Annotated in this window: 12 protein-coding genes; 10 read left to right on the forward strand and 2 right to left on the reverse strand. The window is 67.4% G+C overall.

Annotated features, from left to right (window positions below):
• Positions 1-254: 254 nt before the first annotated feature.
• From ACLJK8_RS16060 to ACLJK8_RS16100, 9 genes are all read left to right on the forward strand, one after another.
• Complete coding sequence (locus ACLJK8_RS16060; RefSeq protein WP_413151359.1) at positions 255-1,046, forward strand: metallophosphoesterase; 792 nt, start codon at positions 255-257, stop codon at positions 1,044-1,046.
• Between the two features lie 411 nt (positions 1,047-1,457).
• Entirely contained in the window at positions 1,458-2,783 is a 1,326-nt protein-coding gene (locus tag ACLJK8_RS16065; protein ID WP_413151360.1) for a WcaI family glycosyltransferase, read from the forward strand.
• Between the two features lie 83 nt (positions 2,784-2,866).
• The gene (gene gmd, locus ACLJK8_RS16070; RefSeq protein WP_413151361.1) at positions 2,867-3,982 is read left to right on the forward strand and encodes a GDP-mannose 4,6-dehydratase; all 1,116 of its coding nucleotides are present in this window, start codon (positions 2,867-2,869) and stop codon (positions 3,980-3,982) included.
• A gap of 44 nt (positions 3,983-4,026) precedes the next feature.
• Positions 4,027-5,004 (forward strand): GDP-L-fucose synthase, encoded by a 978-nt coding sequence (gene fcl / locus ACLJK8_RS16075; RefSeq protein WP_413151362.1) that lies wholly within the window; start codon positions 4,027-4,029, stop codon positions 5,002-5,004.
• 150 nt (positions 5,005-5,154) lie between these two features.
• Positions 5,155-6,705, forward strand: coding sequence for a calcium-binding protein (locus ACLJK8_RS16080; RefSeq protein WP_413151363.1), 1,551 nt, complete (start codon positions 5,155-5,157; stop codon positions 6,703-6,705).
• A 10-nt stretch (positions 6,706-6,715) separates the two neighbouring features.
• Complete coding sequence (locus ACLJK8_RS16085; RefSeq protein WP_413151364.1) at positions 6,716-6,901, forward strand: hypothetical protein; 186 nt, start codon at positions 6,716-6,718, stop codon at positions 6,899-6,901.
• Positions 6,902-7,963 (forward strand): hypothetical protein, encoded by a 1,062-nt coding sequence (locus ACLJK8_RS16090; protein ID WP_413151365.1) that lies wholly within the window; start codon positions 6,902-6,904, stop codon positions 7,961-7,963. It abuts the gene before it with no gap.
• Positions 7,960-9,054, forward strand: a complete 1,095-nt coding sequence (locus ACLJK8_RS16095) for a nucleotidyltransferase family protein (protein ID WP_413151366.1) — start codon at positions 7,960-7,962, stop codon at positions 9,052-9,054. Before ACLJK8_RS16090 ends, ACLJK8_RS16095 begins: the two co-directional genes overlap by 4 nt.
• Positions 9,055-9,215: 161 nt before the next feature.
• Positions 9,216-9,467: a hypothetical protein gene (locus ACLJK8_RS16100; RefSeq protein WP_413151367.1), complete on the forward strand. Its 252-nt coding sequence runs from the start codon at positions 9,216-9,218 to the stop codon at positions 9,465-9,467.
• A 15-nt stretch (positions 9,468-9,482) separates the two neighbouring features.
• Here ACLJK8_RS16100 and ACLJK8_RS16105 read toward each other — a convergent pair whose 3' ends face one another.
• Both ACLJK8_RS16105 and ACLJK8_RS16110 read right to left on the reverse strand, forming a co-directional pair.
• Positions 9,483-10,778, reverse strand: coding sequence for a hypothetical protein (locus ACLJK8_RS16105; protein ID WP_413151368.1), 1,296 nt, complete (start codon positions 10,776-10,778; stop codon positions 9,483-9,485).
• Between the two features lie 88 nt (positions 10,779-10,866).
• Positions 10,867-13,074: a GumC family protein gene (locus ACLJK8_RS16110; RefSeq protein WP_413151369.1), complete on the reverse strand. Its 2,208-nt coding sequence runs from the start codon at positions 13,072-13,074 to the stop codon at positions 10,867-10,869.
• Between the two features lie 209 nt (positions 13,075-13,283).
• On the opposite strand from ACLJK8_RS16110, the gene ACLJK8_RS16115 reads away from it, so the two are divergent.
• Positions 13,284-15,374, forward strand: coding sequence for a YjbH domain-containing protein (locus ACLJK8_RS16115; RefSeq protein ID WP_413151370.1), 2,091 nt, complete (start codon positions 13,284-13,286; stop codon positions 15,372-15,374).
• Positions 15,375-15,499: the final 125 nt, after the last annotated feature.

Genomic DNA, 15,499 nt, shown 5'->3' on the forward strand with positions numbered 1-15,499 from the left:
GGCACTACGTCGAAGACGCCGGAGCCGCGGCGGCGACCCGCAATTCGGGTTGATCTGGACGGCTTCCCTGGAGGCTGACAGGTAATCGCCCTCTATTCCGCATCGCGGACCACGTATAACGGACCTCATGTCGCACCCATCCGGCCATTGATCCGAACACCATCGCGCACCCGCCAATTGTCTCCCGGCGCGGGTGCCGGTAAATAGTGCCATTCATGGCGGGAATATCCTGAAACCCCGCTCCGAACGGTCCCATGAGCGCGCTTCAACTCCTTCGCGATCTCTTTCGGCCCCCGTCTGCCCGGCCGGCGGTGGAAGCCGAGCTTCCCGCGCGGCTTCCCGAGCCTGAGGAACCGGTCTGCCTGCTGGGCGACCTGCACGGGCGTGCCGACCTCCTGACGCGGTTCCTGACCCTCAGGCGACGGCATTTCCCGAGACACCGGCTGATCGTGCTCGGCGACGCGATCGACCGGGGGAACGGGAGCGCGGAGACCATCCGGCTCCTGCGCGCGGAATGCGCCGAAGGCGCGGTCTGCCTGCGCGGCAATCACGAGGAGATGCTGCTCGAATTCCTCGACGATCCGAATGGCACCGGGCGGCGGTGGCTCGCGCATGGCGGGCTCGACACGCTCGAAAGCTTCGGCCTGCGCGGCATCCCCGCCGATCGCCTCGCGCGCGACGCGGCGCGGGACACGTTCCGCGCACGGCTCGGTCCCGAGACGGAAGCCTGGCTCCGCGCCCTGCCCCGGCTCTGGCGAAGCGGCGATCTGGTGGCGGTCCATGCCGGGCTCGATCCCGCGCTGCCACCCGAGGCGCAGGAGCCGGACACGCTGGTCTGGGGCCATCCCGCCTTCTTCGAGGGCGCGCTTCGGACTGACGGGCTCTGGGTCGCGCATGGACATGTCGTCGTCGAGCGCGCGCATATGAGCGGCGGCCGGCTCGCGCTCGATACCTGCGCCTATGCGACGGGCATGCTGAGCTACGCGCTCATCGACCCCGCCGCCCCGCCCCCGGAACGGATGACTTTCGCCGTCGTGCCGCTCTGAAGCCGTCCGCCCGGCGGTTGGCGAGACACCCCGGCGACGCGTCTCCGGCGAATCATCCCCCGCGACCGCCCGGCCGTCGCACCGCTTTCGGCCCGGTGAGCCAGGGCCGCCCGACGCACCCGCCGGGGCGTGTGACGCGCTCCGAAACGACTCCGGACCCTTGGAAGCAAGCGGGCGCGCGCCGCGCCGCCATCGCCGAGAATGCGTGTTCCGCCCGGTCCGGCACGCGAGGCTGGACGAGAGTTCAAGTTCCCGTGATTCACTCTTACGTTGTGATACCCCGAAGTCCAGGGCCAACGGCGGCGCTCTGGATTCCGCGACCGCTCAAAGCGAAGCGGGAACGTTCGCGAATGCCAGGGCAGGGTGGCCCGCACCGACCGCGCCGGGAACCCGGATGCGGAAGATCGTCGCATGGCGCGGCATCGAAAATCTGGCGCTTATGCTCTCGACGGGACGGATGTCTCCCTTCTCTCTCGAAGAGGACCGATAGTGAGAATACTTATTTTCGGAATAAATTTCTTTCCGGAGATGGTCGGAGTAGGCCAGTACACTACGAGTCTTTCGGAATCTCTGTCGCGAGATGGTGACGAGGTACTTGTGGTTTCTGGGCAGCCCTACTTTCCGGTCTGGAAAATCTTTGATGGTCATCCGCGGTTCGCATGGGCGCGCGAGAAGCTTCGCAGCGCGGTAACCGTCATCCGCTGCCCGCATTACGTGCCGCGCAGCCCCACCGGGGCGCGGCGCATCCTCCACCATGCGAGCTTCGCGTTTGCGGCTTTGCCGATCATGCTCTGGACCGCGCTGCGCTGGCGGCCCGATGTCGTCTTCGTCGTCGCGCCGGGGCTGGTCTCCGCCCCGATGGGCCTGATGGCGGCGCGGTTGTCAGGTGCGAAAAGCTGGCTTCACGTCCAGGATTTCGAGGTGGAGGCCGCCTTCGCGACCGGCCTCCTCAGTGAAACGAGCTTCCTCGGCTCGGGCGCCGTCGCGTTCGAGAACTGGATTCACAAGCGTTTCGACCGGGTGAGCTCGATCTCCGAGGCGATGGTCCGACGGCTCGAGGCGAAGGGCCTGCCGCCAGAGCGCATCGTCGAACTGCGGAACTGGGCCGATCTCAAGGCGGTCGTCCCGCTCGACGGCGTTTCCCCGATGCGGGCCAAGCTCGGGATCACCACCCCCAATGTCGCGCTCTATTCCGGCACCATCGGCAACAAGCAGGGGCTCGAGATCGTCCCGGAGGCGGCGCGGCGTCTCGCGCACCGCGACGATCTGACCTTCGTCATCTGCGGCGATGGCCCCTTCCTGCCGGAGCTTCGGCGCATGTCCGAGGGCCTGCGCAACATCCGCTTCTTCCCCCTGCGGCCGATGGAGGAGCTCGGGGATCTGCTGGGCATGGCCTCCGTTCACCTTCTGCCCCAGATCGCCGGCGTCGCGGATCTCGTCCTGCCGTCCAAGCTCACCAACATGCTCGCTTCCGGGCGGCCCGTCATCGCGACCGCCGATCCGGATACCACGCTCGCACGCGCGCTGCGGGGCTGCGGCGAGACCGTGCCGCCCGGGAACGCCGACAGGCTGGTCGAAACCCTGGAGCGCCTGCTCGACAATCCGAAACAGCGCGAGAGATGGGGCCGCGCCGCGCGGGAGCGGGCGCTGGACCAGTGGGATTCGAGCTGCATCCTCGCGGGTTTCCGCGACGCCATCCACGAACTCTGCGCCCCCGCCGCGCAGCCCACACGCTGAGGAGGCGTAACGGAGCAAGCGCCCCCCGAAGACCGCGCGCGTCGGGAACACCCGGAGCCTGGAAAATACATGATGGGACTGGCATGAAGAAAGCTATCATAACAGGCATAACGGGGCAGGACGGTTCGTATCTCGCCGAGCTTCTTCTCGAGAAGGGCTATTCCGTTCACGGCATCAAGCGCCGCGCATCGAGCTTCAACACCCAGAGGATCGATCATCTCTATCTCGACCCGCACCTCGATGACGCGAGGTTGCAGCTTCACTATGGCGACCTCTCCGACACGCTCAATCTCACCCGGCTGATCGAAACGATCGAGCCCGACGAGATCTACAATCTCGGCGCGCAGTCGCATGTCGCGGTCAGTTTCGAGGCGCCGGAATACACCGCCGATGTCGATGCGATCGGCACGTTGCGTCTCCTGGAGGCGATCCGGTTCCTCGGCTTCGAGAAGACGACGCGCTTCTATCAGGCTTCGACCTCCGAACTCTTCGGTCTGGTCCAGGAACTGCCGCAGCGCGAGACGACGCCCTTCTATCCGCGCAGCCCCTACGCGGTCGCCAAGCTCTACGCCTACTGGATCACGGTGAACTACCGGGAATCCTACGGGATGTATGCCTGCAACGGCATTCTCTTCAACCACGAGAGCCCCCGCCGCGGCGAGACCTTCGTGACGCGCAAGATCACCCGCGGCCTCTCCAATATCGCGATCGGGCTCGAGCGCTGCCTCTACATGGGCAATATCGACTCGCTCAGGGACTGGGGCCACGCCCGGGATTATGTGCGGATGCAGTGGATGATGCTGCAGCAGGAGCATCCCGAGGATTACGTGATCGCGAGCGGCCTGCAGGCCTCGGTGCGCGATTTCATCATCTGGGCCGCCGAGGATCTCGGCATCGACATCGAGTTCCGGGGCGCGGGCCTCGACGAGATCGGCGTCGTGACCCGCGTCGCGGGCGGGCTCGCGCCGGGCGTCGAGCCGGGCGATGTCATCGTGCGCATCGATCCGCGCTACTTCCGGCCCGCCGAGGTGGACACGCTGCTCGGCGATCCGTCGAAGGCACGGCGCAAGCTCGGCTGGGTGCCGGAGGTCAGCGCGCGCGACATGTGCCGGGAAATGGTGCGGGAAGACCACAAGGCGGCGCGGCGCCACGCCTTGCTGAGGCGGCACGGGTTCGACCTGCCGATCACCGTCGAGTGACCGGAGGCGGGGTGCGGAGGCGGGGTGCTAGGCGGGGAGCGGAGATGAGCTACGAACTGGCGGGAAAGCGGATCTGGGTCGCGGGGCATCGCGGCATGGTCGGCGGCGCGGTGGCGCGGCGGCTGGCGCGCGAGGAGTGCGAGGTGCTGACGGCCGGGCGCGAAGTGGTCGATCTGGTCGATCAGGCGGCGGTGCGCCGCTGGATGGCGGCGGCGCGGCCGGACGCGATCGTGATCGCCGCCGCCCGGGTCGGCGGCATCCAGGCCAATGACACCCGCCCGGTCGATTTCCTGCACGACAACCTGATGATCGAGGCGAATGTCATGCGGGCCGCCCATGAGGCGGATGTGCGGCGTCTGCTGTTCCTCGGCTCGTCCTGCATCTATCCGAGGCTCGCGCCGCAGCCGATCGCCGAGGACGCGCTCCTCACCGGGCCGCTCGAACCGACGAACGAATGGTACGCGGTCGCGAAGATCGCCGGGATCAAGCTCTGCCAGGCGTATCGCCGGCAGCATGGCCGCGACTGGATCTCGGCGATGCCGACCAACCTCTACGGGCCCGGCGACAACTACGATCTCGAGTCGAGCCACGTCCTGCCCGCCCTGCTCCGCAAGTTCCACGACGCGAAGATCTCCGGGCGGCGGGAGGTTCCGGTCTGGGGGTCGGGCACGCCGCTCAGGGAGTTCCTCCACTGCGACGACCTCGCCGACGCGCTGGTGTTCCTGTTGCGGCACTACTCGAACTACGATCATATCAACGTCGGGTCGGGTACGGAGATCTCGATCCGTGGCCTCGCCGGGACCATCGCGAGGATCGTCGGCTGCGAGGCCGAACCCGTCTTCGATGCCGAGCGGCCCGACGGCACGCCCCGCAAGCTCATGGACAGTTCCCGGCTCCACGCATTGGGCTGGGACCGGGCACGGACCCTCGAGGCCGGCATCCGCGACACCTATGCCGATTTCCTGAAGAACCAAACGGAACCGGGCCAGGAGCGCGACCAGAGCCTCGCGACACTGAAGTAAATATGAATACACATCATATGTACATGAATAATATATTCTATTACCATTAGAATCATTTACTTGAAATTGATATCGTGCGACAAAATACCAGTTCCAAAACATCTGGATCAATTTCCGATACAAGGGTAAGGATTGGGTGAGGAGTCCGGAATGACACTCTATGCAACCAATGGAACCTTCTCGCGCGGCTCGGTGCCCGACACGAACGGTTCGATCTTCGAAGTCAATCTCGCGGGAATGCGTACGATCGCGAACAACCGCCATATCCTCGCGGATTCCGGCGACCATACGCTCGTCGGGGATGGCAACGCCAATCAGCGCGACGCGATGATCTACGACCTGATCTATAACGGCCGCGTCAATCTCGACGGCACGTCGCAGCGCTTCGCGAACACGTTCACGAGTTTCGAACTCGGCATGGGCGGCGACGTGCTCGACCTCAGCGTCGATCCGGACCACCAAGCCGCCTATGGCCTTCCCGATTACGTGGCGAATGTGACGGCCGTGGGGAGCGAGGGCGACGACTGGATGTGGTCGGGCGAGGGCGATGACCAGCTCTACGGTGACGAGCTCAATTCCGGCCTGATCAGCATCGACATCAATCTCTTCGGCGGCGGGTTCGGGGATCTGATCGAGGGCGGCGGGGGGACCGATACGATTCACGGCGATTTCGGCAGCCTCTCACTCGTCGGCGTCACGGTCAGCGCCTTCACGCTCGGAGACGACGTTCTCGTCGGCGACTATGGCGGCGACACGATCTACGGCGACTATGCGACCTCCAGCCTCATCGACGTGTCGGTCAGCCTCTTCGCCTTCGGGCATGACGACATCGATGGCGGCGATGGCAACGACGTGATCTACGGCGACGCCGCCGCGGTCGGAACGATCAGCATCGCACCGAACGCGCTCCGCCTCGGGGAGGACTGGATCCTCGGCGGAGAAGGCGACGACCAGATCTACGGCGATCCGGGCGCCGCGGGGCAGGTGATCCAGCTCGGCGTGACGCTGCTCAATTTCGTGAGCGACCAGATTCACGGTGAGAACGGCGACGACATCATCGTCGGCGACAGCGCCGGCGATCTGCTGAGCGCCGCCACCGGGGGCGATGACCTGCTGTTCGGCGATGCCGGGAATGACACGATCACCGGCGACTACACCGGCGCTCTGTCCTCGCTGGTCGCCACCCTGAACTTCGGCGACGACGAGATCGAGGGCGGGGCGGGCGCCGACATGCTCGTCGGCGACTATCGCTCGGGTCTGGGGCTCACCGCCGCGAACCTGCTGACCTTCGGCGACGATACCCTGCTGGGCGGCGAGGGGAACGACACGATCTACGGCGACACCTCCAATCTCGCCATCCTCGGCCTCGGCGCCGGTCAGGACCGCGTCGTGGGCGGCGGCGGCGATGATGACATGTGGGGCGACTTCCCGGGCCTCCTGACGCTCGTCGGCGGCGCGGACACCTTCGTCATCGGCCAGGGCGACGGGGCGGACACGATCCACGACTTCCGCCTCGCCTCCGACAGGATCGTGTTCGATGGCGTGGCCGGGGCGGGCAGCTGGAGCGAGGTGCAGGGCCTCATCTCCTATTCCGGCGGGAGCGCGGTCATCGATCTCGGCGGCGGAAACCAGGTCGAACTGACCGGGGTCACCGGCCTTCTGTTCGATGTCCTCGGCGCCGGCAATTTCGAATTCTTGTAAGGAGCAGCACATGAATCCCGACGACCGGCCCCAGGCCGCCGAGAAGGAAACCGGGGACCTCGCCGATCTGCGCGCCCGCCGTGAGGCCGTGAAACGCATGATGACCGTCGCGGCGGTGACGCCCATGGTCGCCATGCTCTTCGACCCCCGGAAGGCGCTGGCCTCCGGCGAGGGTTCGGGGACCGAGGAACCCTGAGTGACCGTCGCTGAACCGAGGGACCGGCCCGCGCGCCGGTTCGCCTTCGACGATGGCCTGGTGTTCCGGGACGGTGGGAGCGGCAGGATATGGCTGCTCAGGGGAGAGGCGGCGGAGGCCTGCTCTCCCCTCGCGGACGGCGATGTCGTCGAGCTTCTGGACGAGATCGACGCCGCCGACCGGCCCACGACGCATCTCGCGGGCCGGCGATGGCAGGCACCGGGCCATGCGCCCGCGCTCGACCGGCTGCTCTCGGGCAACGGCGCCGTTCTGCGCGTGCGCGTCTGGGACGCGCGGCTCGCCCGGGTGCTCGACCGGATGCTCGCCCCTCTGGCGACGGCGGGCGAGCCGGCATCGACGCTCGATCTCGTTGTGCGCGACGGCCGCGCGACCATGGTCGTGGACGGCAGGATCGCGCAGGACGCGCTCGGCCTCGGCTGGTGGGTGCTGATCCGACAACTTGCGAAATCGCTGCATCCGGGCCGGACCTGGCTCGGTGTGCTCCACGCGGCGACGGTGATCGAGGCGGATCAGGCGATCGCCATCGCCGGCGTGTCGGGCTCGGGGAAGACGACGCTCGCGGGCGCGCTGATCGCCACGGGTGCGCGGCTGCTCGCGGACGATGCGACGCCGATCGAGGCGGGTACACGGCTCGTCTGGCCCTGCCCGCTCGCGATGGGGGTCAAGCAGGGCGGCTGGCGGATCTTCGCGGCGCGCTTCGCCGATTTCTCCGAGACCGCGCCGGTCCACCACGGCGGGCGGTCCATCCGCTACTACCCGGCACCACGCACCGCCCTGGGCCGGGGCTATCCCGTGAAGGCGCTGATCTTCCCGACCTGGAGCGAAGGCGCGTCGTTCGGCGCCGAGCCGCTTCGCCCGAGCGAGGCGCTGTCGCTTCTGGCGGCGAGCGGCATGATGCCGCCCGACGCGGATGACGGGCTCGCCGACCTGCTCGGCTGGCTCGGCCAGGTCCCGGCCTGGCGGCTGCGGTATTCCGGTCTGGAGGACGCGGTCTCCTTCACGCGGCGCCTGTTCCGGGACGCGCCCGCGCGGGCGTCATGACGCCCTTCGCCCAGCTCTGCCTGCTGATCCGCTGCGCGCTCGGGACCGAGCCGGAGCCGGTCCGGGCGATCGGCGCGGTGAAGCTCGATGGCGAGGCGCTGGCGGTCCTCGCGTTCCGGCACCGGGTCGCGGCCTTCCTGCGCCGGCTCGCCGTCGATCCGGAGATCGGACCCCGGCTGCCGGGCGAGCTCAGCGACAGTCTCATCGTCGCCTACGCGGCGAACCGGGAGAGGAACAACGCGCTCCTTGCCCAGCTGGCCGATGTGACCCGCCTGCTGAACGCGCGGGCGGTCGAGCCGGTTCTGCTCAAGGGCGCCGGACGGCTCGTCGATGGCGTCTTCGCCGATCCGGCCGAGCGGTTCCTGCTCGACCTCGACCTGCTGGTGCCGCGGCATCGGCTCGGATGCGCGGCCCGGGCGCTGATCGACGCCGGCTATGCCTTCTCGGAGCGGGAGGCGCGGCTCGCGCGGGAGTTCCACCACCTGCCCTCGCTCTGGCGCGAGGACACGCTCGCCCGGGTCGAACTGCACCGGACGGCGGTTTCGCACTGGCACGATCGCCTGCTCCCGACCGACGCGATCCATCGAAACGCGCCGCCGTGCGACATCGGCGGGTTCCGCGCCCGCCTCCCCGCGCCGGTGGACGGGCTGATGCATCTGGTGGTGCACGGCCAGTCGCAGCACCATCGCCTGCTGGTGGGAAGCGTGCTCCTGTCCGAGGTCGTCGAACTGGCGCTTGTCAGGCGACGCCACGGCGACGGCCTCGTCGATCATACCTTCGAACTGGCACACAACCGCGGGTTCGGAACCGGCTTCGCGTCCTTTCTGCGCGTCTGCGAGATCGTCACCGGGGAGCGGATCGGACAGGGCAAGGACCGGCCGCTCCTCGCCGGACCGCTCGCGCGGCGGGCGCTCTGGCAGCAGGAACATCGCCGGATGCGCGCGCCGGGGCGCTTGCTCGCCTGGATCGCCGGCGGCGCGCTGGTGGTCCACCGCCACCCCTCGGTCAAGGCGCGCTTCCCGGGCCGGCTGGCGGAGCGGAGCTTCTACGCGAACCGCTGGCGCGACTTTCGCCGAGTATTCACGCGCTGAAGCGTGGCGCTGCCATGAACATAGCTTCGAATTCGTGCGCCAGTATTCGGATGCTTTACCGCGCCTTACGCGGCGTATGGTCACTCCCGCCATGTTTTTATTTATAGGTACTCGGACCCATGCTAGTCAGTACATCAATCGCGCAAACTGGTAGGATCGCCATGACCAAGCTGAACATCGCTTCCATTGTCGCGGCCGCTCTGCTGGCCGCCTCCGCGCCCTCCGTCGCGGCTGCCGAGGGTTTCATCGACGCGCCCGCCGCGGGATACGGATCGCTCCAGAAGACGAGCCTCATCGGCACCGTCGCCGAGGCCGCCGTGCACGGCATGTGCGGATGCCCTCCGGGGCCGAACAGCACCAACAGCACGAATAGTACGAACAGCACCAACAGTACCAACGGCACCGGCCGGTAACCGCCGCGCTGTCCGTCATCGAACCGCGCGCCACCCCCGCGCGCGGGGCCAGGTCCGCGCCAGCGGCCTTCGGATCATGGGCCAGATCACCGGCCAGCAGACCACCAGATAGGCGACAAGAAACTGCCGGAACACGTTGCGCATCGGATAGGCGTTCGCCATCACGAAGTAGACGAAGATCAGCAGCGAAGAAACGATGGCGATGAACGGGTATCGCGCGGAGTCGAGTTTCGCGTTCGCGCGAAACAACAGCCCCAGCACGGCCGCGAACCAGACCATCCAGGGCCAGCCAAAGTTGTAGACCTCCCCGATCGCGCTCATCGGGACGAAGGAATGCAGCCTGACCTGAAAATGCCTGATCCCGTCGAACCCGTCGATCGCGGACGGAAAGGGCGAGAAGGACAGCCATTTGTACAGGTCCGGGAACGCGCCGCCGATGTAGATCGAGTCCGTGGTGACGAATATGCCCTGGGACAGGTTCAGGAACATGACCTCCACGTAAAGACGCCCCTCTTCGGAGAACAGCAGGGCAACGTTTCGCGGTATGCCGGATATGCCGAGTTCGTCGGTGGAGCGGCCGATCAACGCCACGGCGATGGTGCCGAGGCATGCCACCGCCATCAACCCCGCCCAGATCCTGTGCCTGGCCGATCCAAGCAGGAACAGGGTCACCGACACCGAGGCCGCCGGGATCGCCGCGTTGCGTGAAGCGCCTGCCACGGCGATCGCGCTCAGGATCAGCAGGCAGAATGCGAGAATGGCCGCCGACACCCAGCGCCGAAGCAGGACGGCGCAGGCGAAGGACACTCCGGCGATCAGCATGATCAGGCTGACGATCGAGGCCAGGAGGGCGAAGATCGGGTTGTCCACCAACAGCCCGGCCTGCGAGCCGATCAGCAGATATTCGTTGTTGTACCAGAGGATCGCCGGATCGATCGTCATCAACCGGGTGAGCGTGGCGGCCAGGATCACCAGACTCGCGGGGCCGATCAGGCCATGGAGTCTCGTATCCTCGGAGAAGGCCCGCCGCGGCGTCACCGCCGTCCGGGCCGTGAGCCCGACAGTCGAGAGGTAGATCAGGCCGAATATGCAGGCGTATATGACGACGCCTTCCTCCGTCCTGTAATAGAACGATCCATAACTTCCGACGGGGAACCGGTAGGAGTCGAAGAACGCGGCCCGGTATATGAAATAGACCTGCGTCATCATGACATAGGCCGCGCAAAGCACCGCCGCGCTCGTGGCCGGGAGGCGGCGGAGCATGTCGAGAAAGAGCGCGATCTGGGCGCAGGAGAGGGCGAAGTAGAGCATGGCTTTCCCTGCTGCTGGTCCGGGCGGGCGGCGGTGCGCGATCGGCACCCGCGGGCGCGTCAGGATCGCGGAGCCTTGAGGCGGGCGCCTATCCCGCCACGTAATACTTGCTGCCATAGGCGGCATAGGCGCCGTAGCGATCGCCATAGCCGTAGCGCCGCATTCGCCCCGGATCGATCTGGCTCAGGACGAGTCCCGCCACGCGGATGTTCGGCATGTCGAGCATCCGAAGCCCTTCCTGGACCTGGACCGTGCTCGTGCGATCCCAATGCACGACGAAGACCGTCGCATCGACATGGGGCGCGATCACGCGCGCATCGGGCACGACGAGCACCGGGGGCGTATCGACGAGGATGATGTCGTAGCTCTTCCGCGCCTCGGCGAGCAGGCGGGAGAAGGCCTCGGAGGAAAAGAGATCCGCCGCGTTGGTCGGAGCCTTCTCGCCGAGGATGACATCTCCGAGGCCCGGCACCGGCTGAGCGACATCCTCGATCCGGGCCGCTCCGGACAGCGCGGCGACCAGACCGCGCTTGCCGGACAGTTTGAGATGGCGCTTGAACGTCCTGCGGCGGATGTCGCCCTCGATGAGCAGGACCTTCTTGCCCATCATGCTCAGGTTCTGCGCGAGGGCCAGCGAGAGCGTGGTCTTGCCCTCGCCGGGGACGGAGGAGGTCACCGCGATGGTCCGGGGCGCCTTGTCGATGTCCGACAGCAGGATCGAGGTCCGGAGATTGCGCACCGCCTCCGCCATCGCCGAGGTCGGATTCTGCGAGAGGTACGAGACCACCTTCGAGCGTTCGCGTTCCGGCGCGACCGGGACCTGACCCAGCACGGCGCGGCCCGTGAGCGCTTCCAGATCATTCGCCGTGCGTATGCCGGATGCGAAGATTTCGCGCCCGAGGACGAGGGCGCAGCCGAGAACGAGGCCGAGAACGGTGGCCATCGCGAGGATCAGCGAGCCGCGCGGCGCGGACGGGACACTCGGCCGGACGGCAGGCGACAGCACCCTGCTGTCGGCCTGCTGTATGCCCTGCTGCGCGATCGCNAGGATCAGCGAGCCGCGCGGCGCGGACGGGACACTCGGCCGGACGGCAGGCGACAGCACCCTGCTGTCGGCCTGCTGTATGCCCTGCTGCGCGATCGCCTCCTTCATCCGGGTCTGGAAATGCTCGTAGAGCAGCTTGCCGGCCTCGGCTTCGCGGACCATCTGGTCGAGCTCGATGAGCTCCTGCGACTGCCGCTCGATGTCGGCGGCGAGCGTGAGTTCCGCCGCCGCGAGCGACCCGGCCTGACCGCGGAGCCGGCGCAGGTCGTGATCGAGCCGCCGTTCGAGGTAGTCCAGCCGCGCCTCATAGGCCAGCGCCGCCTCCGCGCCGCCCTGCGCGGCGTCGAAGGCGAGGTCGTTCAGCTGCGGCTCGTCGAACACGGCGGTCGCGGCATCGGCGGTCGTGGCCTGTTCCAGAGCCTCGCGCTGCGCGGCGAGGTTCGCGGCGCGCTCCTCGGTCGCCGCGCGGCGCTCGCGGGTGTCCTTCAGCTGCCGGTCGAGGGCGGAGAGCACCGTCGCATCGATGACGCTGGTCTCGCTCTGGAACTTCCGGATCGCCTCCTCGGCGTCTTCGAGCTCCGCCTTGAGATCGGCGACCTGCCCCGACAGCCATTCCGCCGCGCGCTGGGTCGCGTCGAACTTCACCTGCACCTGGTCGTCGATGTAGAGCCGGGCGATCGTATCGGCGATCTTCGCGGATTTCTCCGCCGATCCGCTCTCGACGGCGATCTGGAAGACCAGGCTCTGCGGAACATTGCTGATCGTCACACTTCCGAGCAGGGCGGACACGACCCTGTCCCGCCGCCGCCTCGGGTCCGTCTGGGTCGGCTTCGCGCCGAAGACGAACTCCTTCGCCCTCGCGACCGGCCCCTTCGGCCGGAGCGCCGAATTGAATTCGGGGTCCTCGGCGAGCGACAGCTCGTCGGCGACGCGGCCCATCAGCGTGCGGCCGCGAAGGACCTCGACCTCGGTCTTGACGACCGACGAGTCCCGCCCCAGCCCCCCGAGAACGCTCTCCAGCCCGATGACCTCGGTCTCGCGGGATTCGAGCACCACTACCGAGGTCGCGCTGAACCTGGGCTCCGCGACGAACTTCACATGGGCGAAAGCCATCGCAACGCACAGCATCACCACGGCCGCCACGGAGTACCTGTTGCGCCACAGGGACGACAGGATGGCGGCCGCGTCGATTTCCTCGGTTCCCGAGCCGCCGTCCGGTTTGATGAGATCGTTCCTGTGCGCGATTTTCATGAACGGACGCTCTCCGATGGCTGGCATGGCTCGGGAGGCGCCTCGGCGGCGCCTACCCGCGCCTACCCATACGCGGGATTGTGCGATGCGGGATGCGCCACACAGTCGCATACAAATAATTGCGCGGCCGGGTGATACGCACGGCGAGCAGATAACGATCTAAGACCCAGGATAATTCAATGTATGACTCGCGTCTCGTCCTGAGACGAATGAGCCAGTGCGCGCCATTCGTCGCGCTGATACTTTCAGGTACAGTGGATAAATCCGCCGCGGAGGATCTTGTTGGTATCTCCAACTACGGAGTACCCGGTCATGTTGACATGCCGTCCGGATTTGCCTTGCCGGATGGTACCGTGGCGGTCTCGGCCAACGCCGTCGATATCGACATCCAGCGCGGCGCCGTCGCCTTTCAGGTGACGCCCCGGCTGACGGGGCTTTTCCGGTATTCCTACCTCGGACGCTACATCCCGCCCGACGGCTCGCTCTATGACAGGAGCTTCGATGTCCGCTACCTGATCGCGAGGGAGGATCGCGACGGCTGGATTCCGGCCGTGTCGGTCGGGCTGCAGGATTTCGGCGGCACCGGGATCTTCGGCGCGGAATACATCGCCGCCTCGAAGCATTTCGGCGAGGATGTGACGGCGACGCTCGGCATCGGCTGGGGGCGGTTCGGCACGCATAACGGCTTCGACAACCCGCTCGGCATCATCAACGAGTCCTTCGAGCACCGCCCCGGCTTCACCGGGATCGAGGACACCGGCCGCGTCGCCTTCGACCGCTTCTTCCGTGGCGACGCGGCGATCTTCTTCGGCGCGGACTGGCGGCCGATCGAGCCGTTGCGGCTGTCGTTCGAATATTCCTCCGATGCGATGACGCAGGAACGGCCGATGGGCCTGCGCTACGCGATGCCGTTCAACATCGGGGCGCAGTACCGGTTCCGGCGCGGCGGCACGCTCGGGGTGTCCCTGCTGAGCGGGTCCACGCTCGGGGTGAACTACGGCTTCACGCTCGACCCGTTCGACCCGCCGTCTCATTCCGGGCGTGAACCCGGCCCCCCCGCCATCGGCCCGGGAACGGCCGAACCCGCGAGCGCCTGGCAGCCGGTTCCCGGCGCGGACCGGCGCGCGGCGCTCGGGTCCGCCTTCGCGGAGCAGGGCCTCGTCCTCGAAGGTATCCGGGTCGAGGGCGACACCGCCGTCATCGACATGGGCAATGGACGCTGGGGCGCGGCGGCGCAGGCGCATGGCCGGGCGGCGGCGATCCTGAGCGCGCGGCTGCCGCGGCGCATCTCGATCTTCCGCCTGCGTAGCCACGTCGCGGGAATGCCGGTCACCGAGGTCACCCTGACGCGGGCCGATCTCGAAGACCTCGAACACGCGCTCGACGGCTCCTGGCAGAGCTATGCCCGGGCCGGGATCTCGGACGCGGTCGTCTCGTCCGGGACGGGCCAATGGGACCCGGCGGCGGGTCTCTGGATCTATCCCTATGTCTCGCCCTTCTTCTTCGACCCGGACAATCCGCTCAGGGCCGACGCCGGGATCGCGGTCGGGGGCGACTGGTCCCCGGCGCGGGGCTTCCACCTGACGGGCGAGGTGCGCGCGAAGGTGGTCGGCAATCTCGACGAGGCCGACCGGCCGTCGAATTCGACCCTGCCCCATGTCCGCTCGGACGCCTGGCTCTACGCCAGGGAATCGAGTTTCTTCCTGCCCCATCTCACCGCCGACTACTACTGGCGTCCGGGCGAGGCTCTCTATGCCCATGCCTCCGCCGGGCTGCTCGAACGGATGTTCGGAGGTGTGTCGGGAGAGGTGCTCTGGGCGCCGCCCGGGCAGCGCGTCGCGGTCGGGATGGACCTCAGCTACGTGCGCCAGCGCGACTATGACGGCGGTTTCGGCTTCCAGGACTACGACACCGTGACCGGCTTCGTCTCGACCTACTACGACTTCGGCGATGGCTTCCGCGGGCAGATGGATGTCGGGCGCTATCTGGCGAAGGACTGGGGCTCCACCTTCGCGGTCACGCGGCATTTCAACAACGGCTTCGAGTTCGGCGCCTTCTTCACGCTGACCGATGTCAGTTTCGACGATTTCGGCGAGGGCAGCTTCGACAAGGGCATCGGGCTCAGCGTCCCGCTCAGCTGGATGACCGGCAAGCCCTCGCGTAACCGGATGAACTTCCAGTTCCGCCCGATCCTGCGCGACGGTGGCGCGCAACTCGCGCTGCGCGACCGCCTCTACTACATGACGCGGCCGGAGCGGCAGGAGGAACTGGCGGCGCGCTGGGGACGGTTCTGGCGATGAGCGTCGGGCGGGACGGATACCGGGCGCGCAAGCGATGGATGGCGATCGCCACCTGCCTCATACTCGGCGCCTGCGGCGTCGGCGGAGGAGTCGGCACGGACGGCCAGCGGCTGCTACCCCCGATG

The organism is Amaricoccus sp. W119 (assembly GCF_047275745.1).
Taxonomy (GTDB): Bacteria; Pseudomonadota; Alphaproteobacteria; order Rhodobacterales; family Rhodobacteraceae; genus Amaricoccus.

Bases quoted from the DNA above. Each gene is read 5' to 3' on its own strand.
- ACLJK8_RS16060 (WP_413151359.1), top strand. From the start codon at position 255: ATGAGCGCGCTTCAACTCCTTCGCGATCTCTTTCGGCCCCCGTCTGCC.
- ACLJK8_RS16065 (WP_413151360.1), top strand. From the start codon at position 1,458: ATGGCGCGGCATCGAAAATCTGGCGCTTATGCTCTCGACGGGACGGAT.
- gmd (WP_413151361.1), top strand. From the start codon at position 2,867: ATGAAGAAAGCTATCATAACAGGCATAACGGGGCAGGACGGTTCGTAT.
- fcl (WP_413151362.1), top strand. From the start codon at position 4,027: ATGAGCTACGAACTGGCGGGAAAGCGGATCTGGGTCGCGGGGCATCGC.
- ACLJK8_RS16080 (WP_413151363.1), top strand. From the start codon at position 5,155: ATGACACTCTATGCAACCAATGGAACCTTCTCGCGCGGCTCGGTGCCC.
- ACLJK8_RS16085 (WP_413151364.1), top strand. From the start codon at position 6,716: ATGAATCCCGACGACCGGCCCCAGGCCGCCGAGAAGGAAACCGGGGAC.
- ACLJK8_RS16095 (WP_413151366.1), top strand. From the start codon at position 7,960: ATGACGCCCTTCGCCCAGCTCTGCCTGCTGATCCGCTGCGCGCTCGGG.
- ACLJK8_RS16100 (WP_413151367.1), top strand. From the start codon at position 9,216: ATGACCAAGCTGAACATCGCTTCCATTGTCGCGGCCGCTCTGCTGGCC.
- ACLJK8_RS16105 (WP_413151368.1), bottom strand. From the start codon at position 10,778: ATGCTCTACTTCGCCCTCTCCTGCGCCCAGATCGCGCTCTTTCTCGAC.
- ACLJK8_RS16115 (WP_413151370.1), top strand. From the start codon at position 13,284: ATGAGCCAGTGCGCGCCATTCGTCGCGCTGATACTTTCAGGTACAGTG.